Raw genomic sequence first — 15,898 nt, 5'->3', positions numbered from 1 at the left:
TTGGAGAGCAAGAGGTTGATGGGCAGGCTTTTGGCAGCATGTGTCTGGAATGGCGCAATCGGGGGCAAGCCCCCTCCCACATTGGCTCAGCGGCGCTTATACATTGTGTGTCTGACGCAGGACCAGTGTGGGAGGGGGCTTGCCCCCGATTGCGGTAGGCCAGCTACGGATAAACTGGCTGTTCCACCGCTATCGGGGGCAAGCTCTCTCCTGCATTTAGCCTGAACTGTGCCTGGGGGGGATGTCAGGCGCCCGGTTGCCAGCCGCCGCCTAGTGCAGTCACGAGTCCTACACTGGCCTGCAACTGCCGCGTCTGTACCGCCTGCAATGTCCGCTGCGCTTGCAACGCCGCCGTCTGCGCTGTCACCACATCCAGGTAACTCACCGCACCCGCTTGATAGCTGTTCATCGCCAGCGATTGCGTGTGTTGCGCCGCGTCCGCCGCCGCTTGCTCATCCTGCGCTTCCTGCTGCAGATCCCGCAGTTGCGCGAGGCTATCTTCTACCTCGCGCACGGCCTTCAGCACCCGGCTGCGATACTGCGCGGACGCTTCTTCAAACTCGGCCTTGGCCTGGCGTTCATTGGCACTCAAGCGCCCGCCATCAAAGATCGGCACATTCATCAACGGCCCCAGCGCCCAATACCGATTACCCGCCGAGAGCAAATTCCCCACGCCCTGCGTTTGCCCGCCGATCAACCCGGTCAAGCTGAAGTCCGGATACCACGCCGCCTTGGCCACGCCGATATTCGCGTTGGCCGCAAACACCCGGCGCTCTGCCGCCGCAATATCCGGGCGACGTTGCAGCAAGTGGCTTGGCAGCTGCGACGGAACCCCCGGCAGGGCGATCAGTTGCTGGCCGGGCGGCAGCGTAAAGTCGCTGGCTGCCACGCCCACCAACTCACCGATGGCGTGCTCGGTGAGGTTGCGTTGCGCGCGTACCTCATCCAATTGCGCCTTGGCCTGCGCCAGTTGATTTTGCGCACGGGTCAGGTCCAGCTCCGAGGCTATCTGGCCCTCGTAGCGGCTGCGGGTCAGTTGCAACGCCTGGCTGAAATCGTCCAACGAGCCGGTGAGAATCCGGGTCTGCGCATCCAGCCCATTGAGCTGCACGTACAAGGTCGCCAACTGACGTTGCAAACTCAGGCGCGCCACCGCCAGGTCATCCCCGGACGCTTGCGCCTTGGCATCACCGGCCGCGACCTGGTTGCGGATTTTGCCCCACAGGTCCAGGTCATAACTCAACGAAAAACCGGCGGTGTTGCTGTTGTACACCGACGGTTGCGTATCCCCCCGCAACGGTCGCGAATCCGATTGCCGCTGGCGCAGCGGCTGTGCGCTGGCGGTGATCTGCGGGAACAGCCCGGCATGCAACTGACTGGCATAGGCTTGGGAAGCATCGAAGTGCGCCAGCGCCGCCGCCAGGTCCGGGTTGGCCTTGAGCAGTTGCTGTTGCAGGTCATTCAGGCGCGAATCGTTGTAGAGCTTCCACCATTCGGGGGCCAGTTGGTCGGACGGCTGCGCGCTGTGCCAGGGACCATCGCTGGTCTGTTCGCGGTAGTTGGCCGGCAGGTCGATCGACGGCACCTTGTAGGTCGGCGCCATCGAGCAGCCTTGCAGTGCCAGCAGCATCAACGCGGCGAGCGGTTTAAGCCCTGTGCGCATGCGCACCTCCGGCGTCGGCCAGTTGCACCGGGTCGCCTTCGCGCAGGGCATCGGGCGGGTTGTCGACGATGCGGTCGGCGGGTTTCAAGCCTTGGTCGATCACCAGGCGTTCGCCCAGGTCGAGGCCGATATGGATGGCTTGCAGGTGCACATGGTTCTGCCCATCCAGCACCGCCACCTGCGTGCCCTGGGCGCGGAAGATCAGTGCGCTGGCCGGGATGCTCACGCCATGGGTATCGGCCGGAATCGGCAGGGTGGCTTCGGCATAATCACCGGGCAGCAGTTCTCCGTCGGGGTTGTCGGCGACGAACTGGGCGAGCAGTGTGCCGGAGCGGCGGTCGATGGCGGTGGAGTCACCGATCAGGCGCGCCTTGAAGTGCTTGCCGGGATGCTCGGGCACGGTCAGCTCGGCTTCAAGGCCGGGATGGATGACCGCCGCGTAGTTCTGCGGCACCGGCACATAGAGGCGCAATTGGTGGGTGTCGGCAATGTTGAACAGTTCCGGATCGCTGTCGGTGTCGGCCTTGATCAACTGGCCGATATCGGTGTTGCGCGCGGTGATGGTACCGGCGAACGGGGCGCGAAGGGTCTTGTAGCTTTCCAGTGCCGACAGCCTTGCATAGTCGGCAGCGGCGGCCTCGGCGTTGGCCTTGGCGGCAGCGGCGTTGGAGGTTTTTTCATCCGCCTCCTGGCGCGATACCGAATGGCTGGCCAGCAGGTTTTGCCAACGCGTGGCGGTGGTTTCGGCCAGGCGTGCGTTGGCCTGTTCCTGCACCAGGCGTGCATGGGTCTGCGCCAGCTGTTGATCAAGGTCGGGGCTGTCGATTTCCGCGAGGACTTGCCCGGCGCTGACGTGGCTGCCGATATCGACTTTCCAATCCTTCAGGTAACCGCTGACCCGGGCGTGGATCGGCGCCTTGCTCCAGGCTTCCAGGTGCGCCGGCAGGCGCAAGGTATCGCCGGCCACATTCTGCTTGGGCTGGAACACCATCACGTGCGGAATGGCGGCGGTCTCGGTCCAGGCGGTGACCGATTGTTCGTGCAGCGTACGGGCATGCAGGCCGTTGGCGACCAGCAGAGCGGCCAGGGTCAGGCCGCCGACACCCATGAGCATCAGACGCTTGCGCGAGGGTTTGTGATCAGACGACATGTGGGGTTTCTCCTGCAACTGCGCGAGTAGGGTGACGACCGTGGACCAGGCTGAAGACCACGGGAACAAACAACAACGTGGCGAGAGTGGCGAAGATCAAACCGCCGATAACGGCGCGCCCGAGCGGGGCGTTCTGCTCCTCGGAAATCGCCAGGGGCAACATGCCGATGATCATCGCCAGGGCGGTCATGCACACCGGGCGGAAGCGGGTGTAACCGGCCTCCATGGCGGCCTTCAACGCATCACCATGTTCGGCCAGGCGCTCACGGCAGAAGCTCACCACCAGGATCGAGTTGGCCGTGGCTACGCCCATGCACAAGATGGCTCCGGTGAGCGCCGGCACCGACAATGAGGTACCGCTGAGGAACAGCATCCACACGATCCCTGCGAGCGCCGCCGGCAACGCGGTGATGATTACGAATGGGTCGGCCCACGACTGGAAGTTGACCACGATCAGCAGGTAGATCAGCACCACCGCACCGAGCAGGCCAAGGCTCAAGCCGCTGAAGGCTTCATGCAGCGCATCGATCTGCCCATGCAGGCTGATCACCGAGCCTTTGGGGCGCATATGCGCGGTGTCATCCAGCACTTTTTGCACGTCGCGGGCCACGCCGCCGAGGTCGCGGCCCTGCACGTTGGCGTACAGGTCCAGGGTCGGTTCGATGTTGTAGTGGGTCACCACTGCCGGGCTTTGCACGCGGGAGATGGTTGCCACGCCGCCGAGGATCTGCGACTGGCCATCGGCGCCGGTGACGGGCAGCGCTTCCAGTGACGGCAGGCTGTCGAGCCGGTATTGCGGGGTGGCGGCGACGATGGAATAGGACACGCCAGTGGCCGGGTTGAGCCAGAAGGTCGGCGCGGTCTGCGAACTGCCGGCTAGGGAGGCAACCATGCTGTTGGTCACGTCGCGCTCGGTAATGCCCAGGCCGTTGGCGCGCATGCGGTCGACATTCACCTGCAGCGACGGGTAGCCGGTGGACTGCTGGATGCGCAGGTCGGCGATGCCGGGTACGTGTTGCAGGCGACGTTCCAGCTCGATGGCATAGGCGCGGTTTTCTGCCTCGCTGCGCCCGGAGATTTTCACGTCCAGCGGCGCCGGCGCGCCGAAGTTGAGGATCTGGCTGCTGATGTCCGCCGGCAGGAACGCGAAGTGGCTGCCGGGGAAGCTTTGCGGCAGCGCTTCACGCAGTTTTTTCACGTAGTCGGCGGTGGGCGCGTGGTGTTTTTTCAGGCTGACCTGAATGTCGCCATCCTGCGGGCCGATGGTGCCGCTGCTGCTGTAGGCCATGTCGATGCCGCTGAGCGGGATGCCAATGTTGTCGACGATGGTGTCCAGTTCCTCGGCAGGGATGACCTCACGGATCCGCGCTTCGATGCGGTCGAAGGCGGCGGCGCTTTCTTCGATGCGCGTGCCCAGCGGCAGGCGCACATGCAGGGCCAGCGCACCGGCATCCGTCGCCGGGAAAAAGTCCTGGCCAAGGCTGGGCAACAGCAGGAATGAGGCGAGCACGCAGGCCAGAAAGCCCACGATAAAGCGCTTGCGATGACCCAGGGCCAACGTCAGCAAGCCATGGTAGGTGTCGCGGATATTCGAGAAGTGGCGCTCGAAACCTTGCTGGAAATTCAGCACGGCTTGCAGCGTGGCATTGCGCGGTTTCGTGTGCTGCTCGCCCTCATGGTGGTTGATGAATGCATCTTCAGGATGATGCCCGGCACCTGGCTCCGGTATATGTGGCTTGAGCAGGAACATCGCCAGCGTCGGCACCAGGGTGCGCGAAAGAATGAATGAGCTGGCCATGGCGAAGATCACCGCCAGCGCCATCGGCCGGAACAGATAACCGGCGATGCCTTGCAGCAGGAACATCGGCACGAACACGATGCAGATGCACAGCAGCGAGACGAACGCCGGGCCGACAATTTGCGCGGCACCGTCGAGGATCGCGGTCTTCACCGGCTTGCCTTGCTCCAGGTGCCAGTTGATGTTTTCGATGGTCACCGTGGCGTCGTCCACCAGGATCCCTACGGCCAACGCCAGCCCGCCGAGGGTCATGACGTTGAGGGTTTGCCCGCTGACCGCCAGCAGCGCAATGGCCGATAGTACCGCCAGGGGAATTGACGCCGCGATAATGAGCGTGGAGCGCCAGCTGCCGAGGAACAGCAGGATCATCGCACTGGTCAGCAGCGCGGCGATGATGCCTTCCTGGGCCACGCTGCCCACCGATTGCTTGACGAATACCGAGGCGTCGCCCAGCAGCGAGGTCTTCAGTGACGGCGGCAGGGTTTCGTTGATGCGCGGCAGCATCTGGCGGATACCGTCGATGATCGACAGGGTGGAAATGCTGCCGTTTTTCAACGCCGGCATCAGCACCGCGCGATGGCCGTCGACGCGCACGATGTTGGTCTGCGGCGGCGAGCCGTCGCGCACGTGGGCGACCTGGCCGATGGTGATTAGCGCGCCGTCGACGGTCTTGATCGGCAGGTCGTTGAGCTCATCGATGGCCTTGGGACTGTTGTTGAGCAGGATCGTGTATTCGTTGGGGCCGAGTTTGGCGGTGCCCACCGGGATGATCTGGTTCTGCAGCGCCAGGGCATTGCCCACGTCCTGGGCCGACAAACCTTTGGCTGCCAACGCCTGGGGGTCGAGGTCGAGGGTGATCTGCCGCTGTTTGCCGCCCATTGGCGTGGGCATGGCCAGGCCGGGCAGGGCGCTGAGAGGCAGGCGGATATTGTTCTGCACCAGGTCGCGAATCCTGGCTTCCGACAGCGTCGGGCTGGAGAACGCCATTTGCAGGATCGGCACCGTGGAGGCGCTGTAGTTGAGGATCAGCGGCGGCGTGATGCCCGGTGGCATCTGCTTGAGCACGGTTTGTGACACGGCGGTCACTTGGGCGTTGGCGGTGCGGATGTCGACGCCGGGCTGGAAGAAAATCTTCACGATGCCCATGCCGGGCAGGGATTGCGATTCGATATGTTCGATGTCGTTGACGGTAGTGCTCAGGGAGCGTTCGTAGGTGTAGATCACCCGACCGGCCATGGCGTCCGGCGACAGACCGTTGTACTGCCAGACCACGGCGACCACAGGGATGCCGATATCGGGAAACACGTCAGTGGGTGTTCGCAGGGCCGCCATCGGCCCGATGATGCAGATGAATATGGCCAACACGATAAACGTGTAGGGCTTTTGCAGTGCGGTCTTTACCAGCCCGAGCATGCGTGAACCTCCGAGGGAGCAGGATTGCAAACCCCGGCAGTCTTGCCCGACCCACCTAACACGCGCCTTTCAGCCAGGTGAAGGAACATTTAGGTGAGGGCTGAAGATCGTTTCATATGGATTCATTTGTTCTACAAGGCGTGGCTGCCCAAGCTTGCATCCCATCGGACGACTTGTCCTTTAACTGATGTTCTTTGGAGCCCTGCCATGTCACTCAAACCTTTATTGTTGATCCCCGCCCTGGGTGCTGTTTTGTTGTTGTCAGCCTGTGCCGGCCCAATTCCCAAGGCGGACCCCAGCGAAGCCTGGATTGGCTTGAAAGAAGAAGCGCCGAACGACCTGATGGCCGAACGTGTGGACGGCAAGCGGGTAGATGACGGGCGCTTTTTCGAAGTGACACCCGGGGATCACCGCTTGGACGTGACGTTATTCGAGGAAGAGCCGGGCGACGACAACCAGCAGGACTGCCAGGGCCGGGTCGAGTACAAGGATTTCAAGGCAGGTGAGCATTACACTCTGGTGGAGTCGAGTCTGGGCACCACCGTGCGCGCATCCCTGAGGGATGGGCACGGTAAGGAAGTTGCAGCGACTCAGGATTTCAGTTGCATGCCTGGCTAGGCGTGGTGCACCGCCGCTCTATGGGGCTTGGCAGGTGCCGCAGGTTTGACGTGGGGGTGGTGGTGCCGACGGGTAATGCGCAACACCCCCCACAACATGGCGGCGGCTACCGCCAGCCATCCGCAGATCAACAGGAAAATCGTTGTTGCAAGGCTCATTTTGGCCTCCTTTCGCCCCGCAGGGGGCACACACAGTCTTCTCAATGGACAGTCTAGCTACCCGGTGGTTGCCTGCTATTGACCAATGGTCGTGTTCGTCCAACTCGTTTGCTCTATCCGCGACGCTTTACTGAGCCTATGGGCTATACCCGCGTGGCAGAGCGTCCTATGATCAGGGCCCTCACCGGCAGTTGATCAAGAGAGTAAAAAATTGCGGTTACGGTCGAACCTTAAAACATCCTTGTTGCTGGCCTGTGCCCTGGGGCTCGCGGCGTGTTCCGGGCACCCGTCGAAACTTCCGGGCCTGCCGGAACGTGTCGAACTCAATGGTGTGCCGACCTTTCGCAGCGAGGCTTATCAGAGCGGTCCTACAGCGTTAGCCAGCATGCTGTCGCAACAAGGCATTGTGATGACACCGGGCTTGCTGGATAAGCCGTTGCATTTGCCGGGCGGTGAAGCGGACCTGGAGCGCAACATGCAGGTGCTGGCCCGTGAGTACGGGCTGATGGTGTACCCGCTGGATGCCAAGCTGACCGCGGTACTGGCGCAGGTGACGGCGGGTTACCCGGTGATGGCGCGGATTGGCGGCGGCCTGTTGTCTGACGCGCACTACGTGGTCGTGGTGGGTTTCAACCAGCAGAAAAGCACGGTGCTGTTGCGCTCAGGCATGGACCGACGCCTGCTGATGAGCTTCAGCGACTTTGAGTCGAAGTGGAATAGCGCCGGGCACTGGGCAATCCTCACCCAGCGCCCGAGCCAATTGCCAGCCAATGTGGATGCGCAGCGCTGGCGGGATTCGGCGAACGCAACGGCCCAGGCCGGGCAGGAGCGGGCGGCGGCGCAGGCGCTCAAAGTGTTGGCGGAGCACAGATAAAAATGTGGGGGGGCAGGCAAACGCCTCCCACATGAGTTTCTCGGTGTTCTTTAACGGCGGACTTCGGCCGCATTCGCACGGTTCTTCAGGTTCTTGTCAGCCTTGTAGCGCAACGCGACGTCCGGCACCGAGCCACCCTTGCCGGTCTCGACCCAGCTACGGATTCGGCTGGCATCGGCAAAGTGAGTAAATTTGCCGAAAGCATCCAGGATTACCAGCGATACTGGACGGTTACCCATGCGGGTGACCAGCACCAGGCAATGACCGGCCTGGTTGGTAAAGCCGGTCTTGGTCAGCTTGATATCCCAGTTGGCGCGGTTGATCAGGTGGTCGGTGTTGGAGAAACCCAGTGTGTAGTTGGGCTTGCGGAACGCCACGGTCTTTTCCTTGGTGGTGCTCAACTGGCTCAGCATCGGAAATTTGTGCGCATAGGCCAGCAGCTTGCTCAAGTCGCGGGCGGTGGACACGTTGTGGATCGACAGGCCGGTGGGCTCGACATAATGGGTGCTGGTCATGCCCAGGGCCTTGGCCTTGGCGTTCATCGCAGCAATGAAGGCCGCGTAGCCGCCCGGATAGTGGTGCGCCAGGCTCGCGGCGGCACGGTTTTCCGATGACATCAGGGCGATCAGCAACATCTCCTTGCGCGGCATCTGGCTGCCGATTTTCACGCGGGAGAACACGCCTTTCATTTCCGGCGTGTCGGTGATGTTGATGTCGATGTACTCGTCCATGTTCTGCTTGGCTTCAAGCACGATCAGGCCCGTCATCAGCTTGCTCACCGAGGCGATAGGCACCACCACGTCGGGGTTGCTGGCGTAGATGACCTTGTTGGTTTGCAGGTCCACCAGCATGGCGCTGCCGGAAGCGATCTGGAGTTTGGATGGATCCCGCGGCGCCAGGGCGGATTCGGCAGCGTGTGCAAAGGTGCCGGTGAAAGCAAAAAATAGGCTGACAATAGAAAGACGAATTTTCACGCGGATGAACTCGCTAAAAAGTAAGAAATACCGTTGGGAAACGGGTTTTGTGACAAATGGCGTTACATTTTAGGAGTATGGATCAGAAAGTGATAGAGAGCCTTTAAATAAAGGCTCTAAGCCGATGATTGGTCAGGCTTGTACCGATTTTGTACCAATCATCGCTTGCTCTAGCTTTCCGACCTCTGACCAGTCTGTGGTTGACGATAGCCATTTCGCGTAAGTCGTCAGCAACACTTGGATGCTGTGGCCAAGTTGGCCGGCGATAAACGCTGGGTTCATGCCTGCCATTAGACACATGGTTGCGTAGGTGTGTCGGCAGTTGTACTGCGGTCGATGCCTTAGATCAAGCGCCGTCAACGCTTTGCTGAACTGGTCGCCGGTCTGAGACGGTCGGCAGATGAATTCAGACCCGCCCGAAGGCGGAAACACATACTGCGATTTCGTTTTGATTCTCCGACGCTGTAGCATTCGATCAGCGGCGATTTGCTTGGCTTGCCGCAGGGCATTCAACGCTCGGCTATTAAGCATCACCGTCCTCGCATACTTCGTTTTGGTGCGCTCCTCTACTTCCCCATCTACAACGATCCGGCAGACGTGTGCAGTGCGCGCGGCCATGTCGATCTCATCCCATCGCAACGCCGCTATCTCCCCTGTTCTCATCCCGCTAAAAAATGCAAATTCAAAGTAGGCGGCAAATATCCGCACGCCTGGCTTTTTAAAATTCGCGTACATCCATTCAACGATTGCAGATGCTTCATCCCCGGAAAACGGATCTACCTGCTTCTTTGCTTTTTTCGGTAGTTTGATCGGCGTCGCCGGGTTGCGATCGATCAACTCATCTTGCACGGCAGACTTCAGTAGTGAACTGACTCGCGCTATCGACTCGCGCTTAATCGACTGTGTTTCCCAAACTGTTTCGCTTATTACTCTGCGTAGCACCGTCGTGGTGATTGCCGTGATCGGGAGCTGCCCAAGCCATGGCATCCAGTAGGTGTTGATCGTTGCTCGATAGTTTCTGCGCGTGCCGGGTACGATCTCCAAGCTATCGATCCAGGCCTGGGCGTACTCGGCGAACGTCATCACCAGCGATACTGGCATGTAGCTGGAGTTCGGAAACAGCTCAGCGTATCGCTGATCATCCAAAACCCCATGCTTTGCCAGGCTTATTACTTGATCGCGTAGATCGGCTGCCGCTTTAATCCCTTTTGAGGTTTGCGGGTGTGCGAGAGTCTCGCAGCGTCGCTCGCCTCTCCATGTGAAGCGAATGCGAACGGACTGGCCAACGAATTCAACTCCTGTGGGCAGGCCCATTGGCTTTCTAGCCATGCTTCATATCTCCTTAAGCTATAAAAAATCCTGCCGTCAATCTTGTTCCAAACGCCTTCAGGAATTACGCGACGGTCACGCTTGCCTTCCAATGCCCGCTTAGTGGTGCCGATGATCTCGGCCATCCGAGCCTCCGGCACCTTGTCGAGCTGAAATGCTTCTGATTTTTCCTTGGCCTCAGCCATAGCTACCTCCCGCTGCCCGTACTGGGCGGCGCTGTCTTGATGATGTTCATGTTGTGTCCTTACCTCGCTGTGCGGCAAAAGGTAGGCCTGCCGCTAGGCGGCAGGATTTAGTGGGGGTTGTTATATCAAGGAGGCTAAATAGGCCTCTGCGATTTGCTTACGCAGATCTTGACGCTCATGAAGGTTGATGAGGCGCCGCATAAATAGGCGGTTAGTCCATCTGTCGTAGTCGCGGAAGAAGCGATTTCTGGACTTGCGGCTGGCCACAGGTGCAATGGCGATGACCGCTTCTGCGAAAGTTCTCATGAGGTACTCCTAGTCTGATGGGCCCCTATGTTCAACGCGGCGAATTGACGGTTTCCCGACTATTTTCAGTTTAAATTTCTCATGGCCTCGGCCCCTTGGAGATGAAGGCGTAAGCGAACCAGAGGGTGGCTGGCACCGTGAGCAGGATCATGGCGTCAATTCACGGCGCGCCCACCAGCAGACTGGGCCGTCGTCCGTGTCATGAATCGCCATGCAAAACCAACCCTCGTCGTCAGGTCGCTCCGGCTCCCAGTAACTGCAGTCCGGGTTTCCACCTTCGAAATAGCGCTCAGAGACCGCTTCGTCGCAGTGGTATTCGAGCCGCACCATCTTCGCCTGCAAGCGCTATACAGCAATCCACGCCTTATCTTTTCACCGTCACCGTCACCGTCACCGTCGCCTTCGTCGAAGTCGGGCATGTCGGCATGAGCGAACATGCCGTACTAACCGCGCACGACCGGGGCTGGCTGGATCAATTTAATTTCTTCGCGCACGGCGTTTATGTGATCTACGTGCATGTCTACTGGTGGATAGCTGCCCGTCATGTACAGCCCGGCCAGCCGGTGCGCCTGATGCTTGATCCCATCAATCGAGATCTTGACGTAACTGTCTTTGTCGAACTGACCGACCTTTGGCCTGGGCCGGTCAAGGTGAGAGAATGTTCCGACTTCTGGGTCATAAACCACTATTTCCATAAGACGAGCATGGGTTAGCATTCGCGTGTTCATGAGCAAGCGCATCCTTGCCACTAATAGCGGCATAATTTGAACGTACGGGATTTTCAAATATGGTACTTTTCAACTTTGAAATACAGAAAGCTAGCTAGGCGCTCCCCCTCTGTTGATTTTCTGCATTACAAATGCACGCTAGCAATTTCATTGCTGTGATTTAAATAAAATACATAGGAGAATGTAAGTGAGTGAAGGAACTGCTACTTATTCAGCGATGATCGACGTTGCGAGTAAAACTGCTGCTGCAGTTGGGGTTTTATTGGGGATTGCATATGCAGTAGGTTTTTTCTCCAATTTGATGCTTTATTCTGAACTGGGTAGTCATTGGGTCATTGCACTGATTGATTTGCAAGGCATGATTAAAGATGGATTGCCGTTTGTGATGCTGTTTCTTATAATTATGATCGTGCTGTTTTGTTTTCTAAGATCTCAAAGAGGGGGTCGTTATTTATTCATTTCGCTTTGTTTTGTTATATGTCTCACTCCAGTGATCGCTTGGTTTACTCCAGCTGTTGATAGCGAAATAAGCATCCAAACAAAGCTTTTAGTTTACGGAGTAGCGTCCGTAGGTATTTTAGGGATGGGGATGCTTTCTTGGGGGCTACACGCATTCATTGAGCATAAAACAAAAGGCATTTCCATAGTGATCGGTCTAATGGGAATGGCTCTTTCATTCTCAGTGGCCCCTGCATTGGTTGGCTATCTGGATGCGAAAGATCTCAAATTTGGTCGGGAGAAAACGTCTGTTGTTTTTAATGAAAAAAACGAGGCTGTCGGGCTTTTAGTGAAGGTTGTTGGGGGTAAGTTTCTAATAATGGATTGCTTGGTTCTAAATCAACTTTGGCTTGAGGAGGTTTCTTCTAAATATAAAGTTCGGAAGGCTTCTGGGTTGTGTAATCCTCAGTACTGATAAGAAAAAACACTGCTGCTCTAGGATGGTGATTAAGTTTTCAGAAGGAAAATCAGTATAGGGGCGAGGACGTACGCAATCCGCTTGGTGCTGAGTCGCTAGAGCAAGTGGGTCATGGGCAGTCCTTGCCGGGCAATGCCCGGGCGGTGAAGTGCGTAGTTACGCTGCGGCCATCAGCGCCTCGATAATTCGTTGACCGGCCAGCGGCGGCACCGCGTTGCCCGTCATGTGCATGGTCAGCCGGTGGTTGTCCGGCCGAAGGGTGTCGGCGGGAAAGGATTGCGCTGCCATCGCCTCGTCGGCGGTGATCATGCGCATACGGTCACCGTCAACGACTGCCCATCGGTCCAGGGTGGTGATGGTACCAATCGGGCGATCCAGGCTGCGGCCGGTGAGCCCAGACCCGGAACCGTAGTAGGGCATTACGAACCGATCACCGAAGCGCTCGCGGCCATTCTTCACACGGATCAATGTCGACTCGGCGCGACTTGGTTTAATGATTGTCGACCACTTGCCGGCGTTGAAGTCGATGATTTGGCTTGCCGGCACATGCTGGTGCTGCTGGAGCTGCAGGTGGAGCGGAGCCTTGCTGCGGGAGCAAACCATGAACAGGCGCACCCGGTGCTGAGGAACCCCAAGGTCGGCGCAGTCCACGATGTGAGGAGCCAGCGAGTAACCCAGGCGCCGCATTGCGTCGGCCCAGGCTGGGTAGAGAATCCAGTTCAAGAACTCCGGCACGTTCTCGATAACAGCGAAGTCCGGTCGGTTGACCTCTGCATTCGCTACCGGTGCCCAGGCCGTCGAGCGCGAGTTGTCGTGGTGCGGGTTTCCGGCGGCCTTGCCGCGAGCCTTTGCGTGGCCTTGACAGCATGGAGAGGCCAGCATCACGTCATGCTTCGGCACCCGCGACCAATCGGCTTGGTGCAAATCTTGGCACACATGATGTGTCTCCGGGTTGTTCTTGGTGTGCCACTCGACAGCAGCCGGCCAGTGGTTGGCGGCCCATAGGACGTCGAGGCCGGCGTCTTTCCCGCCGCGCGTCCATCCGCCAAAACCAGAAAATAGGTCAATTGCTGTAAGCATAGGGAGTCCTTGCCGGGCCATGCCCGAGGTGTGGTGCTACGATGGCCCCCTTTCTATAAATGGGCTGGACCATGACAAAGCACGATATTTACGATGACATCGAAGGCTTTGAGGTTTGGAACTACATGGAGTGCGACAAAGACGATGAAGGCCGGGAGACCTGGCGTATCAACGTCGAGGTAAAGCGCGGTGGTGAGGTGGTGGTGCCGGTTGTTATGGGTGACCGAACCTATGTTGACCGTGGCCTGGCGCAGGTTGCTGGGCGTGAGGTCGGGGCCCGGTTGATTGCTGGTGCAGGGCTATAGGGCTTCTGTGGGCAGGGGAGTTCAAGCGAGTACGGGAAGCGCGAGGATGTCCTCACCACCCCGCGCGATGCCGGCGTGCAGTTCCACCTTGCTGCCAGCAAGCATCCCGGCGATCTGGGCGTTTAGATCCAGCTCTACCGCCTTGCCTTTCCTGGACTTCCCGATTTCCTGGGTAGCGAGATATTCGCTGATCAGTGCCTTGTCCTGCGCCTGAATCGCGACGAGGTCTTGGCCGGTGGCGGGGCTCCCGAGCGGATCATCATCGGCTTGAGGTACAAGCGCTTTCAGCTTCGACTGAACCTCCCAAACCCACGCTAGTGCAAAGTGATCGCCGGCAGTTTCTGCCGAATACTGACTGCGATGAACTCCTGATCTGACCGCTGAGCAGTAGGCCTTCCGGGCCTGGGTGAGCTTGGTGTGCAGCGCCTCGTACGCGTAAAGGGCGATGTTCTGGGCGGGAGACACTCCGACGAATGTTGCGCACTCAATGACCTGGCCTTTCGCAGAACTCCACGTCCTGTGCCGTAGGGTTGTGCAGCTGAATGCTTCTGCTACAGCGATGCTGAGCTGATGATCCCACGCTTGTCGCCGCTTGGTGCGGAAGAGGGCGGACTCAACTTCACCGACATCGCTCAACTTCACATCAATTTCGTTCAGCCGGTACTCCCGCATCAGTGCCTGAGCCTGCCTGAGCGCAGTGGCGGCTTCGTTCTCGTTTGCGCTCTGCGCCAGCGCCAGGCAGTGTTTTATCTTCCGGATTGCGCGCTCGAGCTTCTTTTCGTCTATCTGTTGTGTGGACATAGGGGATCCTCGCCGCTGGCAAAAAGCTACGGCATAATCTGGAATTGGTTTATTCGGGAGAATCGCTTTGAGAAAGGATTGGGTTGTTTGGTGCGGATGCGCTTTGCTATTTGGTGCTGGTGCTATCTGGGGTGGGATATCGCTTGATATTCAGTTTTTGAAAGTGGCCAATATTCACGATTTATTCGAAATTTTTTCGTCTGCAGCGACTATAGCTGCGGTGTTCGTTGCATTTGCCGGGGTGAACGCCTGGCGCCAACAACTAGGCGCTGAATCGGATCACGCGTTAGCTCAGAGAGTTGCAGTGGCCTCGTTAAAGTATAAAGAGGTTTCTAAGTCTTCCTTCAATGATGCGCAATTCTGTGCGTTGCAGTTTAATGTTGGTAGAGAGATGTTGCCTGTCGAGATTTTAGAGCTATATATACCCGGTTTCGAAGCAAGGCTTGAAAAGAGCCAAGAGTCCAAGGCTGAATTTCTCGGTGTCTTGCAGGAGTGTCGTGCGATTTGGGGTAAGGATTTCTCTGATAATTACGATATTTTGATTAGTCAGACAGATACTTTCTATAATGTTGTTAGTGCGTTATGTCAGTGGGCGCGAATGAGCCCAGAGAATCAAATGATCAAGTCTTACGAGTCTACCCTTAGTAGAAATTATAAGAGATTTGAGCGTGAGGGCTGGCTAACTAAAACTCCGGATCAACTTGCTATGTTTGATGAGTGGGTATCGTCTGCCGATGAAGTAATTAGATCGAAGCTTATACGCTAAACTTAAGGGGTTTTTATGCAGTCGAGTAACACACAGCTATAGCGCTTATCTCCGGTCGGGAGTCGTGCATCGGCGATGCTGGGTATGATGGGGGAACGGCTTGGAGCCGGATCAAGGAGGTGAATATGATTAAGAAATTAGAGTTTTGGGGTGCATTGGGTACCATAGGTTATCTATTAATAATCGCATTGACGGTAATACTAAAACTTGAAGCTTTTCAAGAGCTAAAGCTCAATGAACTTGGTGACTTTCTTGCGGGAGTTTTCGGGCCTGTCGCATTTCTTTGGTTGGTGTTAGGGTTTTTGCAGCAAGGCCGAGAACTTAAATTGAGTACGGATGCATTGAGGTTGCAAGCAGAGGAATTGAAGCGTTCTGTGGAGCAGCAATCTATTATGGCAACTGCGGCTGTTCAGCAAATAGCATCTCAAAAGGCGGCACTGCAGTTGCAAGAAAAAGAGGTCGAAAAGGCTTTATCAGCTGTATTTTCTACTTCGATCGGAGTCAGGCAGGGAGTGCCAGAAGGAATAAGAACTAGTGTCTATTTTCAGAATTCCGGCTTTGAGGCTAGAGACGTTTCTGTCACATTTGAGCCTCCCATTGGTAGCACTGGCTCCGTCAGTCTAGGGAAACTTCGAAGAGACTCTAGAAGTGCCGATATAGATTTTGTGTTCCCTGCCTCATCCGAAGATAGGACCGGACAATGCTTGATCAACTATCTGAGATCGGATGGGCGAAGGGTTTGCGAGGATTTTACATACTCAATACCAACAGATAATCCATTCGTTTTTATAGAGAGAAGGATTGTGTTGGTAGATGATTAGTTCGTCCGAAGTA

17 protein-coding genes and 1 pseudogene are annotated in these 15,898 nt (G+C 57.6%); 7 read left to right on the top strand and 11 right to left on the bottom strand.

Going from position 1 to position 15,898, the window contains the following annotated elements; all coding sequences use genetic code 11:
- Window positions 1-244: 244 nt before the first annotated feature.
- The 3 genes from M2397_RS16460 to M2397_RS16450 are packed head-to-tail and all read right to left on the bottom strand — an operon-like array spanning window position 245 to window position 6,024.
- The gene (locus tag M2397_RS16460) at window positions 245-1,663 is read right to left on the bottom strand and encodes an efflux transporter outer membrane subunit (RefSeq protein ID WP_259244067.1); all 1,419 of its coding nucleotides are present in this window, start codon (window positions 1,661-1,663) and stop codon (window positions 245-247) included.
- Window positions 1,647-2,813, bottom strand: coding sequence for an efflux RND transporter periplasmic adaptor subunit (locus tag M2397_RS16455; RefSeq protein ID WP_259244066.1), 1,167 nt, complete (start codon window positions 2,811-2,813; stop codon window positions 1,647-1,649). The genes M2397_RS16460 and M2397_RS16455 overlap by 17 nt, the downstream gene beginning before the upstream one ends.
- Complete coding sequence (locus M2397_RS16450; protein WP_259244065.1) at window positions 2,803-6,024, bottom strand: efflux RND transporter permease subunit; 3,222 nt, start codon at window positions 6,022-6,024, stop codon at window positions 2,803-2,805. Before M2397_RS16450 ends, M2397_RS16455 begins: the two co-directional genes overlap by 11 nt.
- Window positions 6,025-6,231: 207 nt before the next feature.
- On the opposite strand from M2397_RS16450, the gene M2397_RS16445 reads away from it, so the two are divergent.
- Complete coding sequence (locus M2397_RS16445) at window positions 6,232-6,642, top strand: hypothetical protein (protein WP_131698142.1); 411 nt, start codon at window positions 6,232-6,234, stop codon at window positions 6,640-6,642.
- Here M2397_RS16445 and M2397_RS16440 read toward each other — a convergent pair.
- Window positions 6,639-6,800 (bottom strand): hypothetical protein, encoded by a 162-nt coding sequence (locus M2397_RS16440; protein ID WP_167655709.1) that lies wholly within the window; start codon window positions 6,798-6,800, stop codon window positions 6,639-6,641. The genes M2397_RS16445 and M2397_RS16440 overlap by 4 nt on opposite strands.
- A 211-nt stretch (window positions 6,801-7,011) precedes the next feature.
- Between M2397_RS16440 and M2397_RS16435 the strand changes: the two genes are divergently transcribed.
- On the top strand, window positions 7,012-7,674 hold the full coding sequence (locus M2397_RS16435) for a C39 family peptidase (RefSeq protein ID WP_131698141.1): 663 nt from the start codon (window positions 7,012-7,014) through the stop codon (window positions 7,672-7,674).
- Between the two features lie 50 nt (window positions 7,675-7,724).
- Here M2397_RS16435 and pbpG read toward each other — a convergent pair whose 3' ends face one another.
- From pbpG to M2397_RS16410, 5 genes and pseudogenes are all read right to left on the bottom strand, one after another.
- On the bottom strand, window positions 7,725-8,648 hold the full coding sequence (pbpG, locus tag M2397_RS16430) for a D-alanyl-D-alanine endopeptidase (RefSeq protein ID WP_184742859.1): 924 nt from the start codon (window positions 8,646-8,648) through the stop codon (window positions 7,725-7,727).
- A 132-nt stretch (window positions 8,649-8,780) separates the two neighbouring features.
- The gene (locus M2397_RS16425) at window positions 8,781-9,917 is read right to left on the bottom strand and encodes a site-specific integrase (RefSeq protein WP_259244114.1); all 1,137 of its coding nucleotides are present in this window, start codon (window positions 9,915-9,917) and stop codon (window positions 8,781-8,783) included.
- Window positions 9,818-10,162, bottom strand: a complete 345-nt coding sequence (locus tag M2397_RS16420; protein ID WP_259244064.1) for a hypothetical protein — start codon at window positions 10,160-10,162, stop codon at window positions 9,818-9,820. Before M2397_RS16420 ends, M2397_RS16425 begins: the two co-directional genes overlap by 100 nt.
- Window positions 10,163-10,282: 120 nt before the next feature.
- Entirely contained in the window at window positions 10,283-10,468 is a 186-nt protein-coding gene (locus M2397_RS16415) for a hypothetical protein (protein ID WP_259244063.1), read from the bottom strand.
- Window positions 10,469-10,615: 147 nt separating this feature from the next.
- Window positions 10,616-10,905 (bottom strand): annotated as a pseudogene (locus M2397_RS16410) (hypothetical protein).
- Between M2397_RS16410 and M2397_RS16405 the strand changes: the two are divergent.
- Both M2397_RS16405 and M2397_RS16400 read left to right on the top strand, forming a co-directional pair.
- On the top strand, window positions 10,894-11,181 hold the full coding sequence (locus M2397_RS16405; protein WP_259244062.1) for a hypothetical protein: 288 nt from the start codon (window positions 10,894-10,896) through the stop codon (window positions 11,179-11,181). The pseudogene M2397_RS16410 and the gene M2397_RS16405 sit on opposite strands and share 12 nt — an antisense overlap.
- A gap of 202 nt (window positions 11,182-11,383) precedes the next feature.
- Window positions 11,384-12,109: a hypothetical protein gene (locus M2397_RS16400; RefSeq protein ID WP_259244061.1), complete on the top strand. Its 726-nt coding sequence runs from the start codon at window positions 11,384-11,386 to the stop codon at window positions 12,107-12,109.
- 159 nt (window positions 12,110-12,268) lie between these two features.
- Here the strand turns inward: M2397_RS16400 and M2397_RS16395 are convergent, their stop codons facing one another.
- On the bottom strand, window positions 12,269-13,192 hold the full coding sequence (locus tag M2397_RS16395) for a DNA cytosine methyltransferase (protein ID WP_259244060.1): 924 nt from the start codon (window positions 13,190-13,192) through the stop codon (window positions 12,269-12,271).
- A gap of 71 nt (window positions 13,193-13,263) precedes the next feature.
- Here M2397_RS16395 and M2397_RS16390 point away from each other — a divergent pair, with 71 nt between their 5' ends.
- Window positions 13,264-13,497: a hypothetical protein gene (locus tag M2397_RS16390; protein WP_259244059.1), complete on the top strand. Its 234-nt coding sequence runs from the start codon at window positions 13,264-13,266 to the stop codon at window positions 13,495-13,497.
- A 21-nt stretch (window positions 13,498-13,518) separates the two neighbouring features.
- Here M2397_RS16390 and M2397_RS16385 read toward each other — a convergent pair whose 3' ends face one another.
- Complete coding sequence (locus M2397_RS16385; protein ID WP_259244058.1) at window positions 13,519-14,298, bottom strand: DUF2786 domain-containing protein; 780 nt, start codon at window positions 14,296-14,298, stop codon at window positions 13,519-13,521.
- Between the two features lie 67 nt (window positions 14,299-14,365).
- Here M2397_RS16385 and M2397_RS16380 point away from each other — a divergent pair, with 67 nt between their 5' ends.
- Both M2397_RS16380 and M2397_RS16375 read left to right on the top strand, forming a co-directional pair.
- Window positions 14,366-15,064, top strand: coding sequence for a hypothetical protein (locus tag M2397_RS16380; RefSeq protein WP_259244057.1), 699 nt, complete (start codon window positions 14,366-14,368; stop codon window positions 15,062-15,064).
- Between the two features lie 125 nt (window positions 15,065-15,189).
- Window positions 15,190-15,885 (top strand): hypothetical protein, encoded by a 696-nt coding sequence (locus tag M2397_RS16375; RefSeq protein WP_259244056.1) that lies wholly within the window; start codon window positions 15,190-15,192, stop codon window positions 15,883-15,885.
- Window positions 15,886-15,898: the final 13 nt, after the last annotated feature.

The sequence above is a fragment of the Pseudomonas sp. BIGb0381 genome (assembly GCF_024809815.1).
Lineage (GTDB): Bacteria > Pseudomonadota > Gammaproteobacteria > Pseudomonadales > Pseudomonadaceae > Aquipseudomonas.
This window is presented reverse-complemented; position numbering and strand designations above follow the sequence as displayed.